Below are 24,111 nucleotides of genomic sequence, written 5' to 3' on the forward strand. Positions count from 1 at the left end.
TTCACGGTTGGCTGAGCTGGGCCATGGGCTCAGACGGTGGCCTTGGCTTCACCGTCCACGCGGTCGAAGTCCTCCTCCATCTGCTGGCTGGCCCGTCCCAGCGGGTTGATGAGGGCGATCGCGAGGAGGCTGGCGATCACGGCCGGGACCATCGCGTACAGGCCGGTCTCCAGGACCCGGGCGTCGAGCTCGGTCCAGATGACCGCCATCGCGCCACCGGCGACCATCCCGGCGAGCGCCCCCGCGCGGTTCATCTTGCGCCAGTACAGGGAGAGCAGAATCACAGGGCCGAATCCGGCGCCGAACCCGGCCCAGGCGTAGCCGACCAGCTCCATGATCGTCTGGTTGCCCGAAAGAGCGATGGCCGCGGCGGCCACGGCCACGCCCACGACCGCGGCGCGGCTGATCCACACCAGCTTCATGGGGGAGGCCTCGCGGTTGACGAACGCCCGGTAGCCGTCCTCGGTGATCGCGGAGGAGGCGACCAGGAGCTGGGAGTCGGCCGTGCTCATGACCGCGGCCAGGATGGCGGCGAGCAGCAGTCCGGCCACCCACGGGTTCATCAGGGTGCTGATGAGCGTGGGGAAGACCTGCTCGGCGTCCTCCAGCGGGGAGTCGAAGAAGACGACGCCGGTGAAGCCGACGAGCAGCGCCAGGGCCATGGCGGTGACCGCCCAGCCGACGCTGATGACGGCGGCCTGCGGGACGGCCTTGGCCGAGCGGATGCCCATGAAGCGGGCGAGGATGTGCGGCTGGCCGAGGTAGCCGATACCCCAGGCGAGGCCGGAGACGACGGCGATGGGGGCCAGGGCGTCGCCGATCTTCCAGTCGCCCTCGGCTGAGACACCGCCGAGGATGTCGGAGAACGCGACCTCGTGGCCGGCGGACGGGTCGGTCGTGACGATGACGATGGCCACGATCGGCACGATGAGCAGCGCGAGCCACATCATCACGGCCTGGATGACGTCGGTGTAGCTGACCGCGAGGAACCCGCCGAGGAAGGTGTAGAGGACGACGATCGAGACGCCGACGATGATGGCGACGCTCGACGGCATGTCGAAGACCTGCTCGAACAGGTTGCCCATGGCGACGAGGCCGGAGGCGACGTAGAAGAGGTAGAAGAGCAGGATCAGGATGGCCGAGGCACCGCGCAGGACACCGCTGTGGTCACCGAACCGGTTCTCCAGGTAGGAGGAGAGGGTCAGCGAGTCGGAATCCCCGCCGTTGCGCGCGTCGGTGACGCGCTCGGTGTAGACGCGCAGCCGGCCGGCGATGAGGTACCAGCTGGCCGCGAAGCCGATGGCGAGGCCTACGGCGATCCATGCCTCCCCGAGGCCGGAGAGGTAGATCGCACCGGGGAGCCCCAGCAGCAGCCACGCGCTGAAGTCACTGGCGTTCGCGCTCAGGCCCGCTACCCAGCTGTTCAGCTGGCGGCCGCCGAGGACGAAGTCGGACAGGGACGTCGTCCGCTTGTAAACCCAGAGACCGATCGCGACCATCGCCACGAAGTACATGGCGAAGGTGGCGGTCGAGGCCACCATCGAACTGCTCACTCGGCTCCCCTCTTTTCTCTGATCGTCGGGATCACGGCAATTGACCGAATCCTGGCGCGCGAGTGAAAGGTGTGGCAATGACCGATATGGAGTTGGTCACTACTTCGAGACCTGGCCGATGCGTTCGTCGTCCATGATTGTCGAACCGGCCATGCGCCCCCCTTACACCTTGTCTGATCGGACATTTACCGTAATGAAGGGTACATATAGGCAGGTCGGGCGCTTTGCCTTTCCATGACCCTCCGCCCCCCGGTGTCCAAGATCACGGTCGGGACACCACTTCGCCCCGAACGCGTAAGTGCAGCTCCCGGGCCCTACGATCACCAGTGGCGACGGAAACCAGGAAGCCGGTGCGAGTCCGGCACGGTCCCGCCACTGTGACCGGGGATGTCGATCCCACGCATGGCCACGGCGCGCAGGCGCTGGAAGGCCGGGTGACGCGATGATCCGGGAGTCAGGAGACTGGGCCGTCGCGACATCGTCGACCAGGGGCGCGGACCCCCGGGACGAGCGGGCGCACCACCCTGGTTGCAGGGGCGCCCGCGCATCCCGCCGCGCCCGGACCCGCGAGAGGACCGGACGTGCCCAAGCTCCCCCACCCCTTCACCGCCTCCTTCCCCGTCTTCCCGCCCTTCGCCCGGCACCTGTCGGCCCGGGGCACAGCATCGACGTCGTCGGCGACAGCCGCGGCAGCGGCCGCTTCAGCCCTGGTCGTCGCGCTCACCGGCTGCGGGAGCGGGGCGTCGGACGCCACGGACGACCCCACCACGGCCTCCCCGGAGGGCTTCCCCGTCACCATCGCCAACTGCGGCACCGATGTCGCCATCGACGCGCCGCCGGAGCGCGTGGTGACCATGAACCAGCACGCCACCGAGGTGATGCTCGCGCTCGGCTTGGAGGACCGGCTCGTAGGCACGGCGTATCTGGACGACGCGGTGCTGCCGGAATTCCAGGAGGCCTACGACGCGGTCCCGGTCCTGGCCGAGGAGTACCCGTCGTTCGAACAGGTGCTGGCGGCCGACCCGGACTTCGTGTACGCGGGGTTCGGGAGCAGCGCCTTCGATGACGCCGAGGGGCGGGGCCGGGAGGCGCTGGCCGATGCCGGGATCGCGACCTACGAGAACATCGAGCAGTGCACGGACCACGTCACCATGGAGACCGTCTCCACCGAGATCGACAACGTCGCGTCGATCTTCGGCGTCGAGGACCGCGCAGACGAGGTCAACGACGACATCACGTCGCGGGTGGACGAAGCACACGAACGGCTGTCGGACGTGGATCCGGTGGACGTGGTCGTCGTCGACTCCATCGACTCGACCGTCTTCACCGCGGGCGGCAACGGCATCGGCAACGAGATCATCAAGCGCGCCGGAGGCCGCAACGTCTTCGACGACGTCGACAAGGTGTTCGCCGACGTCTCCGTCGAACAGGTCGCCGAGCGCTCCCCCGACGCGATCCTCATCTACGACTACGGCGCGACCCCGGTGGAGGAGAAGAAGCGGGCGCTGCTGGACAACCCCACCCTCGCCGAAGTCCCGGCGATCAAGGAGGAGCGGTTCGCGGTACTCCCGCTGTCCTCGGCGGTGGTCGGGGTCCGCGCGGGCGACGCCGTCTACGACGTCGCCCAGCAGCTGCACCCGGACGCGTTCTGAGCGGCGCCATGCGACACCACCCGCGGTCCGCCGCCCACGCCACAGTGGAGTCCACCCGCGACCACCCGACCGCTGAGAACCATCACGGCGGCCCCCAGCGGGACGGCCAGCGGCAGACACCTCGGAAGCGGCGCATCCCGCGCCGCCTCCCCGTGTCCGTCGTGGTGCCGGTCCTACTCGCCGCACTGCCGCTGGCTGTGACGTTCGGCGTCGTCGCCGGCTCGGTGGGAATCTCCGTCACCGACACCTGGCGCATCCTGGCCCACCAGATCGTCCCCGGCGCCATCGACCCGACCTGGTCGGTGGCCCACGAGCGGATCGTGCTGACGGCCCGGCTTCCGCGGGTCCTGCTGGCCGCTGTGGTCGGGGCCGGACTCGCGGTGGTGGGCGCGGTACTGCAGACGCTGGTGCGCAACCCCCTGGCTGACCCGCTCCTGCTGGGGGTGTCCTCGGGCGCGACCTTCGGCGCGGTGCTCGTGACGGTCGCGGGCATCACCGTGGCCGGTGCGTACTCGGTTCCGCTGGCGGCCTTCCTCGGGGCCCTGGCCGCACTGGTGGCCGTCTACTCCGTGGCGCGGACGAGCGGCAGGATGACCAGCACCCGCCTCATCCTGTCCGGTGTCGTGGTCGGCCAGGTGCTGCAGGCCGCCGCGAACCTGATCATCATGCTGTCGGGCCAGCCCCACGCCGCCAAGCAGGTCATGCGCTGGACCCTTGGCGGGCTGGGCGGCAGCACGTGGGACATGCTCCCGCTGCCAGCTGTCACGGTGCTCATCGTCCTGCTCCTGATCGCCACCCAGACCAGCGCGCTCAACGTCTTCCAGCTCGGCGACGACATGGCGACGGGCATCGGACTGCACGCCGACCGGTTCCGTGTGCTGATGTTCGTACTGATCTCCCTGGCCATCGGCGTCATGGTCGCGGTGAGCGGCCCGATCGGCTTCGTCGGCCTGATGATGCCGCACATCGGCCGGCTTCTCGTGGGCTCCGACCACCGCCGCCTCCTCCCGGTGGCCACCCTCCTCGGCGCGGTCTTCCTCATCCTCGCCGACCTCGCCGCGCGCACCCTGGCGTCCCCCGAGGAGATCCCCGTCGGCATCCTCACGGCCCTGTGCGGGGCGCCGTTCTTCCTTTGGCTGATGCGGCGGGATGCTCGAAAGGCCTAGATGGGGGGGCAGGAGACGCCTCTGGCCATAAGAACTACAACTTTTAGCGGTTCCGCACCGCACACCCGGCTCTCTAGTCTCGTCCACCGTCATGTCCGACATTGCCCACCTCGCGCACCCTGCGTGATGGCGGCAATCCCCACCGGAAGGCATGCTGTGGACATCATCAGACGAACCGGCAGGCGCTCCGGCACCGCCCTCGGGAGCGTGCTCGGTCTGATCGCGATGGGCGGCGTCCTCGCTTGGGCGCCGCCCGCCGCTGCCGATACGGTCGCCCCCGAGCTGCGAAGCTTCTATGAGCAGAAGGTCTCTTGGAAGCCCTGCGCAGACGGGGGCGCCGAGGGGCTCGAATGTGCCTCGATCACGGTCCCCATGGATTACACCGCGCCCAAGGGCGGAAAGCTCAGGATCGCGGTCTCCCGGCTCAAGGCGCGCGACCGGGACCATCGGCGCGGCATCCTGATCCTCAACCCCGGCGGCCCCGGAGGGCCGGGGCTGGGGATGCCCGGGTTCGTGGGCGACCAGCGGATCGGGGAGGTCTACGATCTCATTGGCTTCGATCCGCGCGGGGTCGGGGCGTCCACCAACCTCAGCTGCTCGATACCGGACCCCGCCGAATACGACCTGCCCTCCCGCCCCACCGACGCCGAGCTGCACAACTTCACCGAGGCGGCGCGCCGCACGGAAGAGGGATGCGACCGGATGGCCGGGTCGCTGCGGCCGCACGTCACCACCGCCAACACCGCGCGCGACATGGACGTCATCCGCGGCGTGCTCGGCGAGGACACGACCAACTACCTGGGCTACTCGTACGGCACCTACCTCGGCGCCGTCTACGGCAGCCTCTACCCCGAGCGCCTCGACCGCAGCGTCCTCGACTCCTCCGTGCACCCCGACCGCATATGGCGGGACGACTGGAAGGCGATGGCGCCCGCCGCTACCGAGAACGTGCAGCGGTTCGCCGAGTGGGCCGCGGACAATGACGACAAGCTCGGCCTGGGCAAGGACGCCAAGGCCGTCCGCGGACTCATCGAGGACCTGGCGCAGCGGCTGCACGAGGAGCCGGTCGACGGCCTCACCCGGACCGACTTCGACCTCTTCGTCGGTGACCTCGCCCGTTGGCAGGGCGAGTGGGATCTGTTCGCCGACACGCTGACCCGGTTGCGCGACGGTGTCCCGGAGGAGGGGAGCGGAGAGCAGCCGGCCGCCGCGGCCCAAGACGCGGCCGAGGCGGCCGGACTGGTCGCTGCCGCCTCCCGGGACCGGCTGATGAACGGCACCTACAGCGCCATCCTGTGCGAGGCGGACTGGCCCAGCGACCTCAACGTCTACTACGACGACATGCGGGACTTCCGGGAGAACCACCCGTACGGCTACGGCGTCGCCGCGGCCGCCCCCAACCCGTGCACCTTCCGTACTTCCCCGCCGCCGGAGAAGCCGGTGAAGCTGGAGCGGGCGGGGTACCCGACCGGTGTGGTCATCCAGGGCGAGTACGACACCCAGACACCCTACGAGGGCGGCCCCGCCATGGCCCGGCGGCTGCGCGACAGCCTGATCATCGTCGAGGACGACGGCAACCACGGCTACTACGGCGTCCCGGACTACGACTGCGTCACTGAGCGAATCGACGACTACCTGATCGACGGCGTCCTGCCCGGCAGCGCCAGCACCTGCCCGGGCGTTCCCCGAACCGACCTCGACGCGGACCAGCCCGACGCCGACAAGCCCCTGGCCGAACAGGTCCAGGACGTGCTCGACAAACGCGACGAAGAGCTCCCGGTCGGCTAGCTCTGTCGTCGACAGCATGACGTCGACGCCGGAGTCGCGTCCGTTTCGCCCCTGGTCCTGGATACGATCCCCGGTAAGAAGAAAAGGCGCCAAGGCCAGTCCTTGGCGCCTTTTCCATGTCAGAGGCCGCTTCCCGCCCATCGGACGCGCACGCGACTCAGGTGTCGGCGGAGATCATCACTCGTCGGTTCTTCTGCTTGCCCTTCTCGTCATCGTTGGAGGCAACGGGCTTGGTCTCGCCATAGCCGGTGACGGTGAAGCGGTCGGCGTCGAGGCCCTCCTCGTCGACGAGCCAGTCGACCACCGCTTGCGCTCGGCGTTCGGAGAGGTCCTTGTTGTGGTCCTCGTCCCCGTCGGAGTCGGTGTGCCCGTCGGCCGTGATCGGCGCGTCGTCCGGCAGCTCCTTGATCTGGTCGGCCACCTCGGCCAGGGTCGTCGCCGCGTCCGGGCGGATCTCGTCGGAGTCGGTCGCGAACAGGACGTCGGCGTCGAGCCCGAAGGTGATGCTGTCCTCGCCTTCGAGGACGTCAACGTCCTCGACGCGACGGCCTTTCAGCCGCTCACCCGCCATCCGGACACCACCCACGCGCACGCCGTCGACACGGACACCGTCAACACGAACGGACGGGATCTTGGTCCCATCGTCCAGGCGAGCGCTCCCGCGGTAGACCGACCCACGGTAGGCGGAGGCACGGTAAATCGAAGAGCGGTAGATGGACGATCGGTACACAGAGCTGATGTATCCTCCCTCGCCAGCCTCCTCCTCGCTGATCTGGCACACTTCCTCTGCGGCCACCCCGTCCTCCTGTACGCCTTCGGAGGTAACCGCGTCAGCTGTGACCGCCTCGACTTCAACGTCCCCGTACTTGAAGGCGGGGATCGTCACCTCGGGGATGGTCACCGGCGGGATCTCGGTGGCCGGAATGGAGGCTTTGCCCAGACATCCGGCCGGAGCGTCCTCGACGGTCGCACACTGTGCGGGGACACGCTGATCGGGGATGTCCACGCCGGGGATCTTCTGCTCCTCTTGCACGACCTCGCCCGCCTTGTTCTTGACCTCGGGGATGATGACGGGGTCGGTTTTTACGCCGGGAATCTCCACGGCCTCGATGAAGACGCTGTCCCCGGTGCAGTCGGCCGGGTCGGCGTCCTCCGCGTCGAGCGGGCCGGCGGCCTCCGGGGAGCCTGCCTCTTCTTTCTCGCTCTTCTGGTCCTTCTCGCTCTTGTTCGAGCCTCCACCGCCGGAATCATCACCGGTCGCGCACCCCGCCGTGGCAAGCAACAGCGCCAGGGGAAGCGCGAGCAAGGGGGATCTGCCCTTCATGGTGTCTTTCCTCCGCAATCCGTCGTGGGCCCGAATAGGACGCGAAGCACGACCGCCACGTTCCCAGATGATGTCGCTTACGACGCGTGCCTGCTCGTCCGCCACTCTGGCGCGAGCACCGACCAGACCTCCATGTCGTGCCGCTTCCCCCGGTACAGGTAGCTCTCGCGAAGGACGCCGTCCTTCGACATGCCCAGTCGCTGGGCCACGGCGATGCTGGGCGCGTTCGCCGCCGAGACCCGCCATTCCACGCGGTGGATACCTCGCTCTTCGATGGCCCACTCGATGATCACGCGCGCGGCTCGCGTCACCAGGCCGCTGCCCACCGCCGACGGCTCCAGCCAGCAGCCCGCCTCAGCGGTGCCTTGTTCGACGTCCATGGTCCGGAAGTGAACTCCGCCGACCAGCTGGCCTTCCGTCCAGATACCGTAGATTCGCGCTTCGTCAGCGGCGGCCTTCTCCGCGTACATCCGAAGGAACGCGCGGCTCGACTCCAGGTCGGTAACGACGTCGGGAAGCCCCATGTACTGCCCGATGAACTCCCGTCCCCGGTCCATGTGGATGAGGAACTCCTCGGCATGCCACGGCTCAAGCGGACGCAGCTCCGCGCTGTCGTCACCCAGGGATATCGCGAACACCGTGCCCCCTTATGGTCGAAACCGGCGCATAACGCCAAGAGATCTTCTCACGGGTGGGCGTCAACGGTTCCTTGTCCCGGCGAGAAAGCGCCACAAGGGTCAATTGGCGATCTGAATCTCCAGCCACGGACGGAGGAGTGAAAGAACGTTGTCCGGCTGCATGGCTCCGGTGTGGTCGAGTCCGTCGAGAACGTGGACGCCCCAGCCAAGGGACTGCAGCTCGGGTCGGGTGGCGGCCAGGATGCCGGCCATGTCGACGATCACGTCGCCCCAGCGTGGTCCGTAAGTGATGGTGTCGGCCGAGCCAACGAAGGAGAGGCGGGGGCACATAATCCTCTGCAGGGCGACGCGATCGTCGAACGACTCAAGCGCCTCATAGAGCGTGACGAACTGGCGCGTCTGAGTCTCGGTCATGGTGATCTCGACGGAGTTCCAATCGAAGTCGGCTGATCCGCCCCACGCGGAGTCCGCATCCGCCTCGGGGACATCGCCGGGCGTCTGAGTGTCCTCCCCGGTGGCCATGGCGTGCGTCGCGGCAGTCACGCGGAGCATCTCGGCATACGGGCCGTTCAGTGGAGGGAACCCGCCCATGGCGAGGGCGGTGAGTCGGTCGGTGCGCAGGGCGAGCTGGAGCCCACTGAGGGCCAGCCAGGAGTAGCCGTAGAAGGCGAACCGGTCGACGCCCGCTGCGTCGGCGACGGCGAGGAAGTCGGCGGCGATCGCTTCGGGGGTGAGGGTGTCGGGCTTGGGGACGGCCAACACGTGGCCCTCGTAATCGAAAGCGACCACCTGGAACCTGTCGCTCAGGCCGTCGATGAGGGACCGGCCGAGAGCCGGGTCCACGCCCCACGTCCGCATCTCGTCGGCCTGCGCGCCTTCGGCTGGCTGAGGGTTGACCGGGAGCAGGACGGCGGGGCCGATGCCGTGCACCTCGATGTCGATCGAACTCCCGTCGTGTAGCCGGGCTTTGGGCATGGGAACCATTCCTCCTGAACTTGGGATGATCTCTATACTAGATAAAGTAATGATTCATGTCTACAGATTATGGTGTAATCAGTTCCCCCCGCAGTTGCACCTCAGAAAATGACAAGGGTCCGGTGGGACGGTCGAACCGCCGCACCGGACCCAATGAGCTTCATGCCCCTAACCAGGGAGGGGAGATGACTACCGGCTGACTAGTCCCAGTCGAGGCCGCCGCCGGTCTGGTACTCGATGACCCGGGTCTCGAAGAAGTCGTCAGCCTGATCTGACCTGGGTGGAAATCTCCGTCGCCGGTCAACCGGGATGACTGCCGAAGCGTGGCGGGGTCTGGCGTGGTCCGCCGGGTCCTGCCGTCTCCCAAAAATCTCCCAATTCCAGGGCCCTCCCGGGGTGCAGTCCGCCCCAGCAGGGCTTCCTCGTGCGCGGAGGAATGGCCGCCTCCGGCCACGCCAATGACCCACAGCGACCTCTGGGTTACGGTCATTGCGGACGTGTTCGCGATCGCGAGGAGGTCACGGTGGGACACCGTAAGGGAGGGTCTGAGGATAAAGGCGGCGGCCCGGCGTGGGAGAAGGACGGCAAAGAGGGTAGCGGCCATGGGTCCCAGGACTACCCAGACCAGTCCGGCGATGGCCAGGAGCAGAAGTAGGTGTCCGACGACTTCGCGGATGGCCCCAACCGGCTAGCCGACCTCCTCGTCGAGAAGGGAGCGCTAACCGACCCCGCCTGGGAAACGGCGGTGCGCAAGGTCGAGCGCCATCGCTTCCTCCCGGAGACGGTATGGGTCCGGGACGATGACCCGCCATGGCGCAGCCCCTACGGGCCGGAGACACCGCAGTGGCGAGACGCCGCCTACGCGGACTTTGCCCTCGTTACCCAGGTCGATGACGGCGACCCGATCGGCTCCGACGGGCGGGGGATGTACCCGACGAGCTCGGCCAGTCAGCCGAGTCTCGTCGTGCGCATGCTCCAGGCCCTGGACATCCGTGGAGGCGAGACCGTACTGGAGATAGGTACGGCGACCGGGTACAACACTGCACTGATGTGCGCACGGCTGAGCGATGAGCAGGTGACATCGATTGAGATCGACGAGTGCCTAGCCGCGCAGGGTCGCGCCAACCTCCACACAGCGGGGTACCAACCGACGTTGGTCGTCGGTGATGGCGTGGCCGGGGTGCCAGAGAGCGCTCCGTTCGACCGTGTGCTGGCCACCGTCGCCGCGAAGCGGGTTCCTGGCGCTTGGGTCGAGCAGTTGCGACCAGGCGGACTCCTGGTGGCCCCATGGGGATCGGACCATGCTGGGCACTGGCTTGTCCGCCTGGAGGCCGACGGAGCCGGTGCGGCACACGGTCGGATCGTTGGTGATGCAGCATTTATGTGGTTGCGCGACCAGCGTTCGCACCGAGGCACTTGGCGCGATCACATTGACGTCGATGCTCCGATGCAGGAAGGGCGCACAAAACTGGACCCACGCGCTGCAGTCGGCGGGGACGGTTCCGGCCGAACAATCACCATCGGCACACTGGTGCCCAACCTGTACCACAAGGTCATCTGGGAAGACGACGAGTGCACCGTCTGGGTGTACGACGCGGCCGGCTCGTGGGCCGCCGCCGACTACGTGCCAGGCGCGTCTGAATGGGTGCAGAGCCGGTACGGGCCACGCGACATCTGGGGCGAGATCGAAGCAGCACACGCGGCGTGGAAGTCGGCGGGGAGCCCCGGCCGCGACCGGCTCGGCCTTACCGTGACCGCGACCGGAGCGCACTGGCTGTGGGTCGATGTCCCAAGCGCTGTCCTCAGCAACTAGATAAGAGGCCCCGCACTTGGCGGGGCCTCGTTTGTGTAGGGGGTCTACAGGAGGTCCCGCTTCACGTCGGCGAGGAAGGCGCGCCACTCGGTGAGCGGGAAGGAAAGGTGTCCACGATCGGGGTGCTTGGAGTCGCGGAGGGCAGCTCCGGCGGGGAGGTCGGCGACCTCGGCGCAGTTCTGGCCGGTCCCGCTGCTGTAGCTAGACTTGCGGAACCTCAGGGGCTCAGACATGACTCGTCTCTTTTACTGGATCTTCTTCAGGTGCGCTTCCAAGAATGCCACCGAGGCATCAACGGAGAGAGCGACGTCCTGTGTGTCCGTGAACAGCGCCTCGTAGTGTGCTAGCTCCTCCTCGGTTTCCAGGAACATCCCCGCCATGGACTGCTCCAGGTACACGACGCTCGGGTCGTGGGGGAACGTCATCAGGACAAACGCACCGCTCATCGCGTGGTGGGGTCCGGCCTCGTCTGGCACCACATGTATCTCCACGTGGGGTCGTTGCATGGCAGTCAGGTGCCGCACCTGCTCGGGGGCGATCTCGCTGGGGATCTTCCGCAACGCTGACTCGTCGACGAGCGCTGTGAGCTTGGGGGCGTCGGGGCGGTCGAGTATCTGTCGTCGCATCATCCGGGCCTCGACCCGACGGGTGACCTCGTGGTCGTCGGTGACGCCGCTGCCTCGTACGACCGCCTCAGCGTATGCACGCGTCTGCAATAGGCCAGGGATGTACATCGGCTCGTAGGTGCGGAGCTGGACTGCTTCTGTCTCCAGATCGATGTAGGCGCCTGAGCCCAGTACATCCTTGTAGCCGACCCACCAGCCCGCCTGTGATGCCTCTTTGGCGAGTTTGACGTAGGCGGCGCGCTCTTCCTCATCGGTGACCCCGTACACGTCGAGCAGCGTGAGCAGGTCAGTCTCCCGTAGGTGCTGCAGCTTTCGGCCTTCGATGCGGGTGACTTTGGCGGCAGACCAGGGCCGCTTCGGGCTCCGCTGCTTGGCCTCCTTGGCAACAGCATCGACCGTCTTACCGGTGTTGGCTCGCAGCGAGAGTAGCTGCCTGGCGAGGCGACGTCGTCGAAGCGTGGGACTGGCAGCCAACTCGTCGGTGCTCCTCGATGAGGGTGGTGTCCGGGAGATCGATTCTACGCTCGGCGTCGATTTCTGTGACATTTGGTGCACCGTTCACTCTCTATCGGTGACCTCATCAATGATTGTGTCACTTGTTTTTGAGTGAATATTTCATTCTTCTCCGCACGAGCGTAGTATGGCGTCACCTCGGCAGCGCCATCGGCGTATTGACCAGGCGCTAGACCACGACTGTCCGGATACACAAAGACCCCGGCGACGGCTCCAACACACGTCCCGGGGCGCGGCCGAACTGCACTACGTCAGGAGTTCGACGTGACCCACATTAGCGCGCGCATCTGGGCGCGCATCACACTCGCGGCAGGGGCACTGCTGATGCTCGCAGCATCACCGGCGCCCACCCGCACCGACTCGGACACCCCACTCTGCGACGCCGACCGGGAGCCGCTCGCCGCGATCCCGCCGAAGTCGGCAAGGATTCGCCCCTACTTCATCGCCCACGAAGGGCGGCAGTCCACGGCGAACCGGCTCTTCGCGGAGTTCCGCGCCACCCTCGTCCACCAGGCCGAGCAGGACGCGCTCGCCGAGCGGTGGAAGAAGGTGGCACTCCGATGACCTCTCGTATCACCCGGGCCGTCTCCGGTGACTACGCCGTCACCTACGACCCCGGCCTCTCGCCCATGCTCCGCTTCACCGTTCGCGGGCCAGGCGGACGAATCGTGCGCCTGCGTTCCTCCTACGGAGAGGCCCAGCGCGCCCTGGTCCGAGAATGCGGACTGTCGAAAGACGAGGCCAGCCGGCTCCTCGACCAGGCGTCGGGGGCGGCACAGCGATGACTGCCATTCCAGCGCACGCATTTTCGAGCCGAGCCGAGCTGGGGGCGTGGGCGCGGCGGCACGGAGCCGCGGTCACGGTCGCGGACGAGACCTGCGACTACATCATCTACCAAGCGGAGATCGCCCTCCCTGGCGGCAGGCGCCAGCGGTGCATCTGCCGCGAGACGTTCCCTCCGCACATCGCACTCAAGCGGCGCAACTCCACTTACACGGTTTCGCTGTCGCACCAAGAGGGGTCCGCCGTCTGCCATCACGTGGAGAACGTGGTCCCCGAGACATCCTCACCATCGATGTCCGCGCCTGTGCACCTGGCTGGGCTGGTCGCTGCCGCCCGCACAGAAGAGAAGCACAGGCGCAGGTGCGGCGCGTCGATCGAGTCGCTGACCGTCGTCAGCGTCGCCCGCACCTACGGCGTGCCCGACCACCCCACCGACTGGACGGGGTGGTGACATGCCCGTGACGGCCGGTCCCGCCTTCCGGGCCCGCTCGCACCGCTCGTGCCGTGCGATCCGCGCCGCGGCCCGGCCGCTCGTCGGCGGTGCCGCGCCGAATACGCCGTCGAGCGCCACCGCGCGGACGCCCTCCGGCGGCGCCACCGCAGCCTGATCATCTCCCAAAAAACGGGTTCGGCCCCTCCGAAGCCGGAGGGGCCGAACCCCGTCACATCAGGTCAGTCCCAGTCCAGGCCGCCGCCGGTCTGGTACTCGATGACCCGGGTCTCGAAGAAGTTCTTCTCCTTCTTCAGGTCCATCATCTCCGACATCCACGGGAACGGGTTCTCGGTCTGCCCGAAGATGGGGGTCAGGCCGATCTGTTCGGCGCGGCGGTCGGTGATGAAGTGCATGTACTGCTCGCACAGGTCGGCGTTGAGGCCGAGGATGCCGCGCGGCATGGTCTCGCGGCCGTAGGCGACCTCCAGAGCGCAGGCCTCGGTGAGCATGGTGCGGACCTCGGCCTGGAACTCCTCGGTCCACAGGTGGGGGTTCTCGATTTTGATCTGGTTGATCACGTCGATGCCGAAGTTCAGGTGGATCGACTCGTCGCGCAGGATGTACTGGTACTGCTCGGCGATGCCGACCATCTTGTTCCGGCGGCCCAGCGACAGGATCTGCGCGAAGCCGGTGTAGAACCACATGCCCTCGAAGATGACGTAGAACGCCACAAGGTCGCGAAGGAAGGCCTGGTCCGCCTCCGGTGTTCCGGTGCGGAAGTCGGGGTCCTCCAGGTTCTGCGTGTACTTCAGCGCCCAGGCGTCCTTCTCCGTGATGGAGGGGATCTCCCGGTACATGTTGAACAGCTCGCCCTCGTCCAGGCCGAGACTCTCGCAGATGTACTGGAAGGTGTGGGTGTGCACGGCCTCCTCGAAGGCCTGGCGCAGCAGGTACTGGCGGCACTCGGGGTTGGTCAGCTGCCGGTAGACCGCGAGCACGATGTTGTTGGCCACCAGGGACTCCGCCGTGGCGAAGAAGCCCAGGTTGCGCTTGAGCATGAGGCGCTCGTCCTCGGTCAGGCCGTCGCGCGACTTCCACAGCGCGATGTCGGCCTGCATGGCGACCTCGGTCGGCATCCAGTGGTTGTTGCAGCCCGCCAGGTACTTGTCCCACGCCCAGGTGTACTTGAGCGGCAGCAGCTGGTTGACGTCGGCGCGGGCGTTGATCATCGACTTGTCGTCGACGCTGACGCGGCCGCCGTCGCGGTCGATGGCGCCGAGGCCGGTGGTGTCGGGCTCATGGGTGGTCGTCATGTGGTGATTGGATCCTTCGGAACGTCTGCTGAGGGCGGCTGCGGGCAGTTCTCTACTGGCAGGCTTCGCAGTCGGGGTCGTCGATGGAGCAGGTGGAACCGGCGTCCGGGTCCAGTTCCGGGGCGGTGGAGGTGGCGCCGGCTGCCGGGGTGGGGGCCGGTGCGCTCGCCCCCGGCGACACGGCCGCGGCAGGGGACGGCGACGCGGCAGGGGTGGGCGTCGGGGTGGCGGCGACCGCGTTCAGCTTGCCGTCCGTGCCCTTCAGCGTGCTCTTCTCCACGTGCGTGGCGCTCTGCGAGCGCAGGTAGTACGTGGTCTTCAGGCCCTTGCGCCACGCGCGCCGGTACAGCTCGTCGAGCTTGCGGCCGCTCGGCGCCGCCATGTACAGGTTCAGCGACTGCGCCTGGTCGAGCCACTTCTGCCGCCGGGACCCCGCGTCGACCAGCCAGGAGGGGTCGACCTCGAAGGCGGTCGCGTACAGGGCCTTAAGGTCGTCCGGGACGCGGTCGATCGCGCCGAGGCTGCCGTCGTGCAGCTTGAGCGCCGACACCATGTCGTCGTCCCACAGGCCGCGCTCCTTGAGGTCGCGCACCAGGAACGGGTTGACCACGGTGAAGTCGCCCGACATGTTCGACTTCACGAACAGGTTGCGGTAGATCGGCTCGATCGACTGGCCCACGCCGGTGATGTTGGCGATGGTGGCCGTCGGGGCGATCGCCATGACGTTGGAGTTGCGCATCCCCACCGTGCGCACGCGCTCCCGCAGGGTCTCCCAGTCCAGGCGCGCCGTGGTGTCGACGTCGAGGTCGCCGCCGCGCGCCTCGTCCAGCAGGCGCAGGGAGTCGATCGGCAGCACGCCCTTGCTCCACAGCGAGCCCTCGAAGGTCTCATAGGCGCCGCGTTCGGCGGCCAGCTCCATCGACGCGGTGATCGCGTGGTAGGAGATGAGCTCCATGCTCTCGTCGGCGAACTCCACCGCGCCCTGCGAGGCCATTGGCAAGCGCAGCTTGAACAGCGCGTCCTGGAAGCCCATGAGCCCCAGCCCCACCGGCCGGTGGCGCATGTTCGCCCGCTCGGCCTCGGGGATCGTGTAGAAGTTCACGTCGATGACGTTGTCGAGCATGCGCACCGCCGTGTGCACGGTACGGCGCAGCCGCTCGGCGTCGATGCCGTCCTCGGTCACGTGCCGGGCCAGGTTGACCGAGCCGAGGTTGCAGACGGCGACCTCGTCGGCGCTGGTGTTCAGCGTGATCTCGGTGCACAGGTTGGACGAGTGCACCACCCCGCTGTGCTGCTGCGGCGAACGCAGGTTGCACGGGTCCTTGAAGGCGATCCACGGGTGCCCGGTCTCGAACAGCATGGTAAGCATGCGCCGCCACAGGTCGACCGCGCGAACACGGCGCCACACCTTGATCTCCCCGGCCTCGGCGGCCCGCTCGTAGGCGGTGTAGGCCTCGGCGAACTCCGCCCCGTAGAGGTCGTGCAGGTCGGGAACCTCGTCGGGGGAGAACAGCGTCCACTCGCCGTTGGCCTCGACCCGCTGCAGGAAAAGGTCGGGTACCCAGTTGGCGGTGTTCATGTCGTGCGTGCGCCGCCGGTCGTCACCGGTGTTCTTGCGCAGATCGAGGAATTCCTCGATGTCGATGTGCCAGGTCTCCAGGTACGCGCAGACGGCGCCCTTCCGCTTTCCTCCCTGATTTACAGCGACGGCTGTATCGTTGGCGATTTTGAGGAACGGCACGACGCCCTGGCTCTGGCCGTTGGTGCCCTTGATGTGGGCGCCGATGCCGCGGACCGGGGTCCAGTCGTTGCCCAGGCCGCCGGAGTACTTGGACAGCAGCGCGTTGTTGCTGATGCCGTGGAAGATCGACTGCAGGTCGTCGCCGACGGTGGTGAGGAAGCAGGAGGAGAGCTGGGCGCGCTGCGTGCCCGCGTTGAAGAGGGTCGGGGTGGAGCACATGAAGTCGAACGACGAGATCAGCTTGTAGAACTCGATGGCCCGCGCCTCGCGGTCGTCCTCGTTGAGGGCCAGGCCCATCGCGACCCGCATGAAGAAGCCCTGCGGCAGCTCGTAGCGGGTGCCGTCGCTGTGCAGGAAGTAGCGGTCGTACAGCGTCTGCAGGCCGAGGAAGGTGAAGTCCAGGTCGCGCTCGGGGCGCAGAGCGGCGCCGAGGCGGGCGAGGTCGAAGGTGGCGAGGCGGGGGTCGAGCTGGCCCAGCTCCACGCCGCGGGCGACGTAGGCGGCGAGGTAGTCGGAGTAGCGCTCGGCCATCTGGGCCTGGTCGGCCTCGTCGAAGCCGCCGGAGAGGAAGGTCAGCGCCTCCCTGCGGAGCTTGTCCAGGAGCAGCCGCGCGGCGACGTGGGAGTAGTCGGGGTCGACTTCGACGAACGTGCGAGCCGCCATGACCAGGGCGAGCTCTAGCTCATCGGAGGTAATGCCGGGGTACAGGCCGCGCCGCGTCTCCGCGATGACCTTGTCGGCCGACACCCCCGTCAGCCCGGCGCAGGCCTCGTGCACCACCTGTCCGACCCGCTCCATCGGATCGCTCGCGGGATTCGCGTGCGCGGGCTCTGCCGCGGCAACGTCGAGATCGAGGGTCATGGTGGCTCCAACCAGGTAGACGACAACCGGTTGGGGTGTCGAAGGTCGTTGCCCACCAGAACACAGGGGAGGGTTCCCCGCGCGCCCCTCGGCGCGGAGGTCGTCGTTCTCCCTGATTCCCGGCGGCCCGCCCTCGAGGCCCCGTTGCGGTGCACGTCGGACGCGTGCACGCCGATGGCAGGTCTTCGGACTCGCGGGCGTCGGAGGACGGTGCAACCCGTGTTCCTCCACCTACCGGCCATCGGCTTCCCGGGGGTCATGGCGTGGCGCCCAGTGCCGTGGGGATGGCGTTCGTTCCCGCTCACCGCTGCGGGGCAGTCCCGGACTCACACCGGGTTCCCTCTTGCCTCACCCGCGTCGAACGATGAGAACGGCTCGAACGCCGGGTGAACCATCAGCGGGAGCGATACTACATCTAGTGGCGCCCGACCGGGAACACCTCAACATAGTGGTGTGTCACGGTGCATTTGCGGTCGCGGAGCGTGCGGGGTCCGTGGTACACGAAGGGGATGAGCTACCTGCACGTGTTCGACATGGACGGCACCCTGCTCAAGGGTACGAGCGCGAGTCTTGAGATCGCACGGGCGACCGGCAGCGAGGACGAGCTGCGCGACCTCGAACGGGCCCTCGCCAGCGGCGAGATCGACACGCGCGCCTTCGCCGCCGCACTGCCCGAGGTGTGGCCGATGCTCACCGGCGACCACGTGGCGGAGGTCTTCAGTGGCGGCCCCTTTCTCTACGGAATCGCCGATGTGTGCGGGGATATCCGCTCCCGGCGCGAGCGCTCGATGGTCATCACCATGTCACCCGACTTCTACGCCGAACGCCTGCTCGACTTCGGGTTCGACGAGGTGGTGGCTTCCCGGTTCCCGCCCCTGCCGTTCACTGAGCCACCCCTGCCGGAGAACATTCTCACTCCCGCCGACAAGCCGCGGATCGTCGAGGAGGCGCGCCGCCGCGCTGGCATCGCGCGCGAGCGGTGCGTGGCCTACGGGGACTCGATGTCCGACGCCGCGCTCTTCCGCCACGTGGCGCACTCGGTGGCGGTCAACGCCGATCACCACCTCACCGGCATCGCCGGGGCGCACTACAGCGGTGGGAGTCTGGTCGATGCCTATGCAGAGGGACGGGCGCTGCTCGCCGCGGCCTGACGTCCGATGCGGCCGACCGCCCACCGGCCCCGGCCCGGCGGCCGCTCCCCGATGACTACTCGTCGTCGAGCAGCCGGTCCAGGGCGTCTTCGGTCAGGCCCAGATCCATCCTGATGCGGAAGCGCGTCCGCACCAGCTCCATGAGCAGGTCGTGCACGTAGGCCGACACGTCCTGGTGCCGGAACCGCTCCACGCCCAGAGTCGACCAGTCGTGCGCCCCCTTCAGGTCGCCGTGGGCCTGCAGGGTTTCGGCGATGGTGATGTAAGTGGGCAGGTTGCGCGGCCCCTCGACGCGCAGCCGCTCCAGCTGCGCGTAGGCCGCGTCGATCTCGTCGAGCTCCAGCAGCGCCCCCGCCAGGTGGGCCCGGGCGTCGATGACGGTGATGCCGCCGTCGTCGATCGCCCGCTGGTAGGCGGCCGTGGCCCGCTCGAACTCCTGGGCCATCTCCCACTGCTCACCCGCGCGGACGAAGAGTTCGGCGCGGGAGATCTCGCTGTCGGACTCGACCCGGTTGGCGAGCGCGATGAGCTCACGTGCGACGTCGGTATGGTCGCCGGACTGGACCGCCCTGAATTCCAGCCGGTCGAGATCGGCTGTGGTCACGCGGGTCACTGCCAGCCTCCCTAGGTCCCTCTTCGGTCCGCGCGGTGCCCCGGATCCGTGACACCTTAGCCTCGGGCGCGTTCCAGGGCACTCCAGAAGCCGTTCCGCAGCGCGTCGCGGACTTCGTCGCGCAGCAGGAAGTCGATCGGCAGGGCCGACCCCTGCAGCAGCCGCGCCTCCAGGTCGGACGGCATCCGCGGACGGCTCGCGAGCACCGCCTCCAGCCACAGGGTGGGGGCGTCGCGCGCGATCGACTCGGCGAAGTCGTTCCCCTCCTGGCGCGCGGCATTCACCGCGTCGTCGATGGAATACGCCGATGCCGCTCCGGGCCCGAGGCGGCCCACACCCGGGGGTGTGGGGCCGTAGGCGCCGTGAGCGGTCGGTTGGTCGGGGCGGGGGCCAGCACCGGTTCCGGGTCCCGGACGAGGTCCGTGGGCACCGGAGAATCCGGATTCAGTTTCCGTGCTGGCCCCAAAAGTAGGGTTTGGGCCGGTGTTACCTCCGTACGCCGGATTCTCGCCGGTGTGCGAACGGTACCGGGGGTCGCGGGGGTCCGGCCCCGGCGGCGGCGTTCCCCGGCTGGGCGGGGCACCGCGATCATAGCCCTGCGGGCCGCCCATCATCGGGTCGTGGTGGGGTCCGGCCTGATGTGGTCCGCCCGGGTGCTGTGCCTGCTGGTGGGCGCCCATCTGATGCCCTGGCGGGGCCCCGTTGCCCTGGGCGGGGCCGCCGTAGCCGTTCTGCACGACGTCGCGCATGCTCGGGTGCGCGCCGGTGCTGCCACTGGGAGCGCCGGGTCCGCCGCCGGTGGCGCCGAAGCTGGGCTGCGGACCGGTGGGCGGGTTGGCCATCATCGACTGCTGCCCCCCGGTGGGCTCTTCGCCGCGTCTGCGCTGCGGCGGGGCGTATCCGCCGGACGGGAACCCGTTGACGTCGATGGGCCCGGAGGGGGAGGTGCGGCCGGAGTCCGTGCCGCCCTGCGGGGCGAGGTGGTCGCCGCCGCGCTGCTGGGCGATGCTCTGGCGCATGGCACGCAGCTGGTCCATGGCGCTGCCGGTCATGGCCTGCTGCGCCCCGGTGGACGCGAACATGGAGTCCAGCCCGCCCGTGTTGGCGGCCGCCGGTTCCACCCGGGACGCCCCGGTGTGCGCCGTGACGGGGCGCCGCGCCACTTCGGGGCCGCTGCGCGACCGCCCGTTGGTGAGGGGGGCCGTCTCGCTCGACTCGTCGCCGGTGGCCGAGAGGAGATTGACGTACGGGCGCAGGTGCCCGGCTCCGATCTCGATGAGGTCGTCGCATTCGCGGCGCAGCGCCCGCGAGATGGTCCAGTTGCCCTCGACCGAGATGTGCACGACGGTGACCCGGACACCGAGGTCCTGGACGTCCGACACGACCTGCGCCATGTCCTCGTCTCCGCTGACCAGGACCGCTTCGCACAGCACTCCCGTGCGCGCGAGCGTGGTCAGGTCCCGTTGCACGTAGCTCTCGACGCCCTCCCGTCTGCCGGGACGGATACGCGCGGCTCGGAACTTGATGCCGGGAATGTCCGCGATGCCGTCCTGCTCCTGAGTGCGGCGGCCGTCGGCCGTCGCCTCGTACCAGTAGCAGCGCAGCAGAGGGAGCCCCGTGCGGTCACGCGCCACCTCGTTGAGGAGCTGAACGAGTCCCGCGTAATCCCATGACACGGAGTCCCGGTTCCGGGTTCCGTGCACAGCCATCGCACCGTCGGCAAGGAGGTAGCCGGCGTCCACGAACAGCGCGCAGCGATCCACGCGACACCGCCCCTTCCCATTGTGCTGGTCACCCGGACCTGGGGGCATGTACCGGGTCTATCCAACGATCGGCCCTCGGCCAATAGACAGGCCGGGCCACAGCCTAACCAAGTCTGTCTCGGTTTGCGTGCCCCCTCCGACACCCGCGGCCGGATGATCACCCTCGGTTCACGCGTGCTAGCTGCGCGGATTTCGCTGTGCCAGGGATATCTGCGGTTGTTTGCTCCCGGGCCTGTCGTCACGTCCGCATCGGCGCCGTCACGGCGACCGCGCCCGCCAGGTACGCGTCCTGCCGGGTCACCAGACGCACTTCCGGGTCCGGCGGGAGGACCGGCGTGAAGCGGACGACGTCGGCGCCGAACGTCAGCTCCGGGCCGACAGCGCCCCGCGCGGAGCTGGCGAAGGCGTTGTTCGGATCCGCGTCGCCGTCCCGCGGGGTGAGCGCTGACCCGTTCAGGAGCACCTGGTCGCCCGGTAGGTCGGCGTCGCCCTCCCAGGCGACGGCATCGACGGTCGCTGGCACAGCCGCCGGAAGCAGGCCGGCAAGCGGGAAGCGCAGGCCCTGGTCGTCCTGGAAGACGGCCTCTGACGCATCCAACACCATCGCCTGGTTGTAGGTCTCGGAGGGGTCCTCCACGACGACGACCATGCTCCATCCCGCGTACGTGCTCGTGCCGGTCTTCGTGGGGACGTCCGCGACCCACCACTCGCCCCCGCCGTGCGCCCGCACGATGTCGGTGATGTCGGCGAACGCCTGGTAGGCGGGGTAGCCGGGCAGCTTGGCGCGGCCGACCTCATAAGCGCGCACATCGATGTAGGAGTCCGCCCCGGGGCCGCGCAGCTTCGCCGTCGCGGACGCGGGAGACCGGCCGGAGCCGGAGAAGTACAGTCCCGCCCAGCGGACCGCGCCGCCTTCGGGCAGGGACCACCGCGCCGAACTGGACGTCTCGGTGCCCGGGTCGTCGTCGAGGTCCATGGGCCGCATGTCCCACATGTCGTTGTCCCGGACCTCTCCCTCGCGCCGCAGAGCACGGGCGCAGGCGCCGTCGCCCTCGGAGGGATTTCCGGTCGTCTCTCCGGCCTGGTCGTGGGGCCCGACTTCGACCGATAGGCCGGTGCCGTCGTGGGCCGGGGCGGGGGCGTCGGACGCGGGGGCTGGGTCGGGAGCTGCGGAGGGGGACGGTGACGCCGAGGGAATCGGGGGTGGGGCCGCGGGTGCGGTGGGCGGCCCCTGCTCGTCGGCCTCGGGGGCGGCGGAGGCAGAGGGGGTGGCGGGAGCCGGGGCGGGAGCCGCGTCGGCGTCCTGTTTGTTCAGCACGATCGGCCACCACGGCCAGGGGTGCCACCGATCCCCGTCGTCCACGCAGGTCAGAAGCGCGTTCCCGGTGCTCTCGGTGCGCACCTGCCCGGCCGCGGCGTAGCGGGCCGGTTGGCCTCCCGGATCGACACCGTGCGAACCGGTCGCGGCCGCTCGTGCGTCACCGGTGCTCACGGTCATGCGCGGGGGGCCGCCCGGTGCGGCGCGGGAGGAGACGACGACGTCCAGGTATTCGGTGGTGCGCGCCCCGGCGTCCAGATCGGATCGAACGCACTGCCCGCCGTCGGCGGTGGCGGTGCAGCTCCAGCCGCTGCCGCCGGGCGCGAAGGGGGCGGCGCTTCCCCGACGCCCGCTGGCGCGAAGGGCGACGCCCGGAGGAAGGTCGATCTCGGCGACGACGTCGGCCTCGGCGGAGTCACCGTTGTTCACGACGGTGATCACGACGATCCCGGTGCGACCAGGCACGAGCGCTCCCACCGGGTCGATCCCTGCGTCGAGGTCGGGGGTGCCGGGTTCCCGCGGTTCGGGCGGTTCCCCCGGCTCGTCGGGCTCGGGTGCGGAGGCTGAGGGTTCGGGGGTCGGACTCTGCGACGGCGGAGGGAGGATCACCGGGGGATCGGGGGCGGGAACCTCGGGGGCGGCGACCGGAGGGGGCGGTGTGGGGTCCGCGGGCGCCGGGGGCGCCGGTTCCTCGGCGTCGGGTGCCTCGGGTTGCGGGTCCTCCGGCTGTGGCTGCTCCGGCCGCCCCTGCGGCGGTTCGGCCGCGACCGGGGGCTGGTCGGGCGCGGCCGGGACGGCTTCGTCGTTGCCGACCAGGGCGATGACCGCGGCCGCCGCGACGGCGGTGGCCGCCGCTCCCGCCGCCGTGGCCTGCTGCTGGCTCCGGGACATCCGTCCCCACCAGCCCGCGGACAGTGCCCCGCCGGGGAGGGACGCGAGGTAGCCGGCCGCGGCCGGGCCCGCGAAGAGCGGGAGGATGATGCCGGGCAGGCCGAAGTTGACGTCCATCAGCTCGGCGTAAACCTCGCGGCAGTCCGCGCACTCGTCGAGGTGCCGGTCGACGGTGGCGGTGTCGCGCTTGCCCAGCCCGCCCCGCACGTAGGCGCCGAGCAGGGCGAGCGCCGGGCGGCAGCTCTCCGCTGGAGCCTCGCCGGAGAGGTGCATCTGCAGGTACTTCTCGCGCAGGCCCTCGCGGGCGCGGTAGGCGAGGGCTGCGACGTTGTTGGGGGTCTTGCCGAGGATGGTGGCGGCCTCCGCGGGCTTGATGCCCTCGATCTCCGTGTACCAGAGCACCGACTGCCACTCGGGGCGCAGCGCGAGGAAGGCGCGGGCGATCAGCGACCGTTCCAGCCCCTCCAGGGCGGGGTCGACGAATGGCTCGCCGCGGTCGAACTTCTCCATGTCGTCGGTGACGACCTGGCGCTTCTCGCCGCGGGAGCGGTCGTAGACGGCGTGCCGGACCGCGGTGAGCAGGTAGGGACGGAACCCGTCGGCCGGTCCGCCGCCCCGCTGGACGACGCCGAAGACGCGGGTGAACGTCTCGGCGACGACGTCGTCGACCTCGGCCTCACTGTGCACCAGCTGGCGGGCGAGGCCGCGCGCCGCGTCGATGTGCCGCTCGTAGAGCGTGGCGTATGCGGCGGTATCTCCGCTACGGACCTTTTCGAGAAGCTCGGCGTCACCGATGAGTAGCTCGGTGTGATCGCCTTGCGGCTCCGTCATGCGCTGCCTTTCCGCTGCTTCCGGATCCCGTGCCCAACCGCAGATGCGGCCCCTCGGCGCCACTCGACCGGCGCCCCGCACCGCCGAGGTGTCGCACCTCGGCGCCGACCTCCCGGAACGCCCCGCGGGAAGCCTGAGAAAAAAATATCTCGAACTCGCGTCATAACCGCCACCTACGGCTGTCTTTAGGGGTGAAGACGCTGGGATGGGCCCGCCGAAACGGGGGCGCGGACCCATCCGGCAGCGGCGGACCGAACGGCGCTGAACGGCGCCGAGACAGAATTGGGGATCGAAGTGGAGGGCTCTGAACTGGTGGAACGGATCATATCCAGTCGCCGGTTGCGCGAGCTCTGGTGCCTCCGCAG

The 24,111-nt window shown here is 68.9% G+C and carries 19 protein-coding genes and 2 riboswitches; of the genes, 8 read left to right on the top strand and 11 right to left on the bottom strand.

Annotation, left to right across the window (positions count from 1 at the left end):
• Positions 1 to 29: 29 nt before the first annotated feature.
• Positions 30 to 1,541, bottom strand: coding sequence for a sodium/proline symporter PutP (gene putP, locus ABD259_RS00545; RefSeq protein ID WP_344159727.1), 1,512 nt, complete (start codon positions 1,539 to 1,541; stop codon positions 30 to 32).
• A gap of 305 nt (positions 1,542 to 1,846) precedes the next feature.
• A riboswitch (cobalamin riboswitch) is annotated at positions 1,847 to 2,038 on the top strand.
• A 96-nt stretch (positions 2,039 to 2,134) separates the two neighbouring features.
• On the opposite strand from putP, the gene ABD259_RS00550 reads away from it, so the two are divergent.
• The 3 genes from ABD259_RS00550 (at position 2,135) to ABD259_RS00560 (ending at position 6,159) form a co-directional block, all read left to right on the top strand.
• Positions 2,135 to 3,205, top strand: coding sequence for an ABC transporter substrate-binding protein (locus ABD259_RS00550; RefSeq protein WP_344106765.1), 1,071 nt, complete (start codon positions 2,135 to 2,137; stop codon positions 3,203 to 3,205).
• An 8-nt stretch (positions 3,206 to 3,213) separates the two neighbouring features.
• Positions 3,214 to 4,371 carry a FecCD family ABC transporter permease gene (locus ABD259_RS00555; RefSeq protein ID WP_344159321.1) on the top strand — a complete coding sequence of 386 codons (1,158 nt, stop codon included), beginning with the start codon at positions 3,214 to 3,216 and terminating at the stop codon, positions 4,369 to 4,371.
• A gap of 156 nt (positions 4,372 to 4,527) precedes the next feature.
• Positions 4,528 to 6,159, top strand: coding sequence for an alpha/beta hydrolase (locus tag ABD259_RS00560; RefSeq protein WP_344159324.1), 1,632 nt, complete (start codon positions 4,528 to 4,530; stop codon positions 6,157 to 6,159).
• Between the two features lie 157 nt (positions 6,160 to 6,316).
• On the opposite strand, the gene ABD259_RS00565 is transcribed toward ABD259_RS00560, so the two are convergent.
• The 3 genes from ABD259_RS00565 to ABD259_RS00575 form a co-directional block, all read right to left on the bottom strand.
• Positions 6,317 to 7,483, bottom strand: a complete 1,167-nt coding sequence (locus tag ABD259_RS00565; protein ID WP_344159327.1) for an OmpA family protein — start codon at positions 7,481 to 7,483, stop codon at positions 6,317 to 6,319.
• Between the two features lie 77 nt (positions 7,484 to 7,560).
• Positions 7,561 to 8,121, bottom strand: a complete 561-nt coding sequence (locus ABD259_RS00570; RefSeq protein WP_344159330.1) for a GNAT family N-acetyltransferase — start codon at positions 8,119 to 8,121, stop codon at positions 7,561 to 7,563.
• A gap of 99 nt (positions 8,122 to 8,220) precedes the next feature.
• Entirely contained in the window at positions 8,221 to 9,096 is an 876-nt protein-coding gene (locus ABD259_RS00575; protein WP_344159332.1) for an alpha/beta fold hydrolase, read from the bottom strand.
• Positions 9,097 to 9,751: 655 nt separating this feature from the next.
• Here ABD259_RS00575 and ABD259_RS00580 point away from each other — a divergent pair.
• Positions 9,752 to 10,909, top strand: a complete 1,158-nt coding sequence (locus tag ABD259_RS00580) for a methyltransferase domain-containing protein (RefSeq protein ID WP_344159335.1) — start codon at positions 9,752 to 9,754, stop codon at positions 10,907 to 10,909.
• A gap of 44 nt (positions 10,910 to 10,953) precedes the next feature.
• Here ABD259_RS00580 and ABD259_RS00585 read toward each other — a convergent pair whose 3' ends face one another.
• Positions 10,954 to 11,142 (bottom strand): DUF397 domain-containing protein, encoded by a 189-nt coding sequence (locus ABD259_RS00585; RefSeq protein ID WP_344159338.1) that lies wholly within the window; start codon positions 11,140 to 11,142, stop codon positions 10,954 to 10,956.
• 12 nt (positions 11,143 to 11,154) lie between these two features.
• Entirely contained in the window at positions 11,155 to 12,081 is a 927-nt protein-coding gene (locus tag ABD259_RS00590) for a helix-turn-helix domain-containing protein (RefSeq protein ID WP_344159341.1), read from the bottom strand.
• A gap of 231 nt (positions 12,082 to 12,312) precedes the next feature.
• Here ABD259_RS00590 and ABD259_RS00595 point away from each other — a divergent pair, with 231 nt between their 5' ends.
• The 3 genes from ABD259_RS00595 to ABD259_RS00605 are packed head-to-tail and all read left to right on the top strand — an operon-like array spanning position 12,313 to position 13,282.
• Positions 12,313 to 12,612, top strand: coding sequence for a hypothetical protein (locus ABD259_RS00595; protein WP_344159344.1), 300 nt, complete (start codon positions 12,313 to 12,315; stop codon positions 12,610 to 12,612).
• Complete coding sequence (locus tag ABD259_RS00600) at positions 12,609 to 12,833, top strand: hypothetical protein (RefSeq protein ID WP_344159347.1); 225 nt, start codon at positions 12,609 to 12,611, stop codon at positions 12,831 to 12,833. Before ABD259_RS00595 ends, ABD259_RS00600 begins: the two co-directional genes overlap by 4 nt.
• Complete coding sequence (locus ABD259_RS00605; RefSeq protein ID WP_344159349.1) at positions 12,830 to 13,282, top strand: hypothetical protein; 453 nt, start codon at positions 12,830 to 12,832, stop codon at positions 13,280 to 13,282. Before ABD259_RS00600 ends, ABD259_RS00605 begins: the two co-directional genes overlap by 4 nt.
• A gap of 221 nt (positions 13,283 to 13,503) precedes the next feature.
• Here the strand turns inward: ABD259_RS00605 and ABD259_RS00610 are convergent, their stop codons facing one another.
• Positions 13,504 to 14,625 (bottom strand): ribonucleotide-diphosphate reductase subunit beta, encoded by a 1,122-nt coding sequence (locus tag ABD259_RS00610; RefSeq protein ID WP_344159730.1) that lies wholly within the window; start codon positions 14,623 to 14,625, stop codon positions 13,504 to 13,506.
• Positions 14,626 to 14,629: 4 nt separating this feature from the next.
• Positions 14,630 to 17,179: a ribonucleoside-diphosphate reductase subunit alpha gene (locus ABD259_RS00615; protein WP_344159352.1), complete on the bottom strand. Its 2,550-nt coding sequence runs from the start codon at positions 17,177 to 17,179 to the stop codon at positions 14,630 to 14,632.
• A gap of 159 nt (positions 17,180 to 17,338) precedes the next feature.
• Positions 17,339 to 17,590: riboswitch (cobalamin riboswitch) on the bottom strand.
• 98 nt (positions 17,591 to 17,688) lie between these two features.
• On the opposite strand from ABD259_RS00615, the gene ABD259_RS00620 reads away from it, so the two are divergent.
• Positions 17,689 to 18,330: an HAD family hydrolase gene (locus ABD259_RS00620; protein ID WP_344159355.1), complete on the top strand. Its 642-nt coding sequence runs from the start codon at positions 17,689 to 17,691 to the stop codon at positions 18,328 to 18,330.
• A gap of 55 nt (positions 18,331 to 18,385) precedes the next feature.
• Here the strand turns inward: ABD259_RS00620 and ABD259_RS00625 are convergent, their stop codons facing one another.
• The 3 genes from ABD259_RS00625 to ABD259_RS00635 all read right to left on the bottom strand — a co-directional run bounded on the left by ABD259_RS00625 (position 18,386) and on the right by ABD259_RS00635 (position 23,746).
• Positions 18,386 to 18,943 (bottom strand): hypothetical protein, encoded by a 558-nt coding sequence (locus ABD259_RS00625; protein ID WP_344159358.1) that lies wholly within the window; start codon positions 18,941 to 18,943, stop codon positions 18,386 to 18,388.
• Positions 18,944 to 18,999: 56 nt separating this feature from the next.
• On the bottom strand, positions 19,000 to 20,706 hold the full coding sequence (locus tag ABD259_RS00630) for an NYN domain-containing protein (protein WP_344159361.1): 1,707 nt from the start codon (positions 20,704 to 20,706) through the stop codon (positions 19,000 to 19,002).
• 238 nt (positions 20,707 to 20,944) lie between these two features.
• Positions 20,945 to 23,746: a sigma-70 family RNA polymerase sigma factor gene (locus tag ABD259_RS00635; RefSeq protein WP_344159364.1), complete on the bottom strand. Its 2,802-nt coding sequence runs from the start codon at positions 23,744 to 23,746 to the stop codon at positions 20,945 to 20,947.
• Positions 23,747 to 24,111 lie beyond the last annotated feature (365 nt).

This window comes from Nocardiopsis rhodophaea, from assembly GCF_039530945.1.
In the GTDB taxonomy this organism is placed as follows: Bacteria; Actinomycetota; Actinomycetes; order Streptosporangiales; family Streptosporangiaceae; genus Nocardiopsis_C; species Nocardiopsis_C rhodophaea.

Bases quoted from the DNA above. Each gene is read 5' to 3' on its own strand.
- putP (WP_344159727.1), bottom strand. From the start codon at position 1,541: ATGGTGGCCTCGACCGCCACCTTCGCCATGTACTTCGTGGCGATGGTC.
- ABD259_RS00555 (WP_344159321.1), top strand. From the start codon at position 3,214: ATGCGACACCACCCGCGGTCCGCCGCCCACGCCACAGTGGAGTCCACC.
- ABD259_RS00565 (WP_344159327.1), bottom strand. From the start codon at position 7,483: ATGAAGGGCAGATCCCCCTTGCTCGCGCTTCCCCTGGCGCTGTTGCTT.
- ABD259_RS00575 (WP_344159332.1), bottom strand. From the start codon at position 9,096: ATGCCCAAAGCCCGGCTACACGACGGGAGTTCGATCGACATCGAGGTG.
- ABD259_RS00585 (WP_344159338.1), bottom strand. From the start codon at position 11,142: ATGTCTGAGCCCCTGAGGTTCCGCAAGTCTAGCTACAGCAGCGGGACC.
- ABD259_RS00590 (WP_344159341.1), bottom strand. From the start codon at position 12,081: ATGTCACAGAAATCGACGCCGAGCGTAGAATCGATCTCCCGGACACCA.
- ABD259_RS00600 (WP_344159347.1), top strand. From the start codon at position 12,609: ATGACCTCTCGTATCACCCGGGCCGTCTCCGGTGACTACGCCGTCACC.
- ABD259_RS00605 (WP_344159349.1), top strand. From the start codon at position 12,830: ATGACTGCCATTCCAGCGCACGCATTTTCGAGCCGAGCCGAGCTGGGG.
- ABD259_RS00615 (WP_344159352.1), bottom strand. From the start codon at position 17,179: ATGACCCTCGATCTCGACGTTGCCGCGGCAGAGCCCGCGCACGCGAAT.
- ABD259_RS00620 (WP_344159355.1), top strand. From the start codon at position 17,689: ATGAGCTACCTGCACGTGTTCGACATGGACGGCACCCTGCTCAAGGGT.
- ABD259_RS00635 (WP_344159364.1), bottom strand. From the start codon at position 23,746: ATGACGGAGCCGCAAGGCGATCACACCGAGCTACTCATCGGTGACGCC.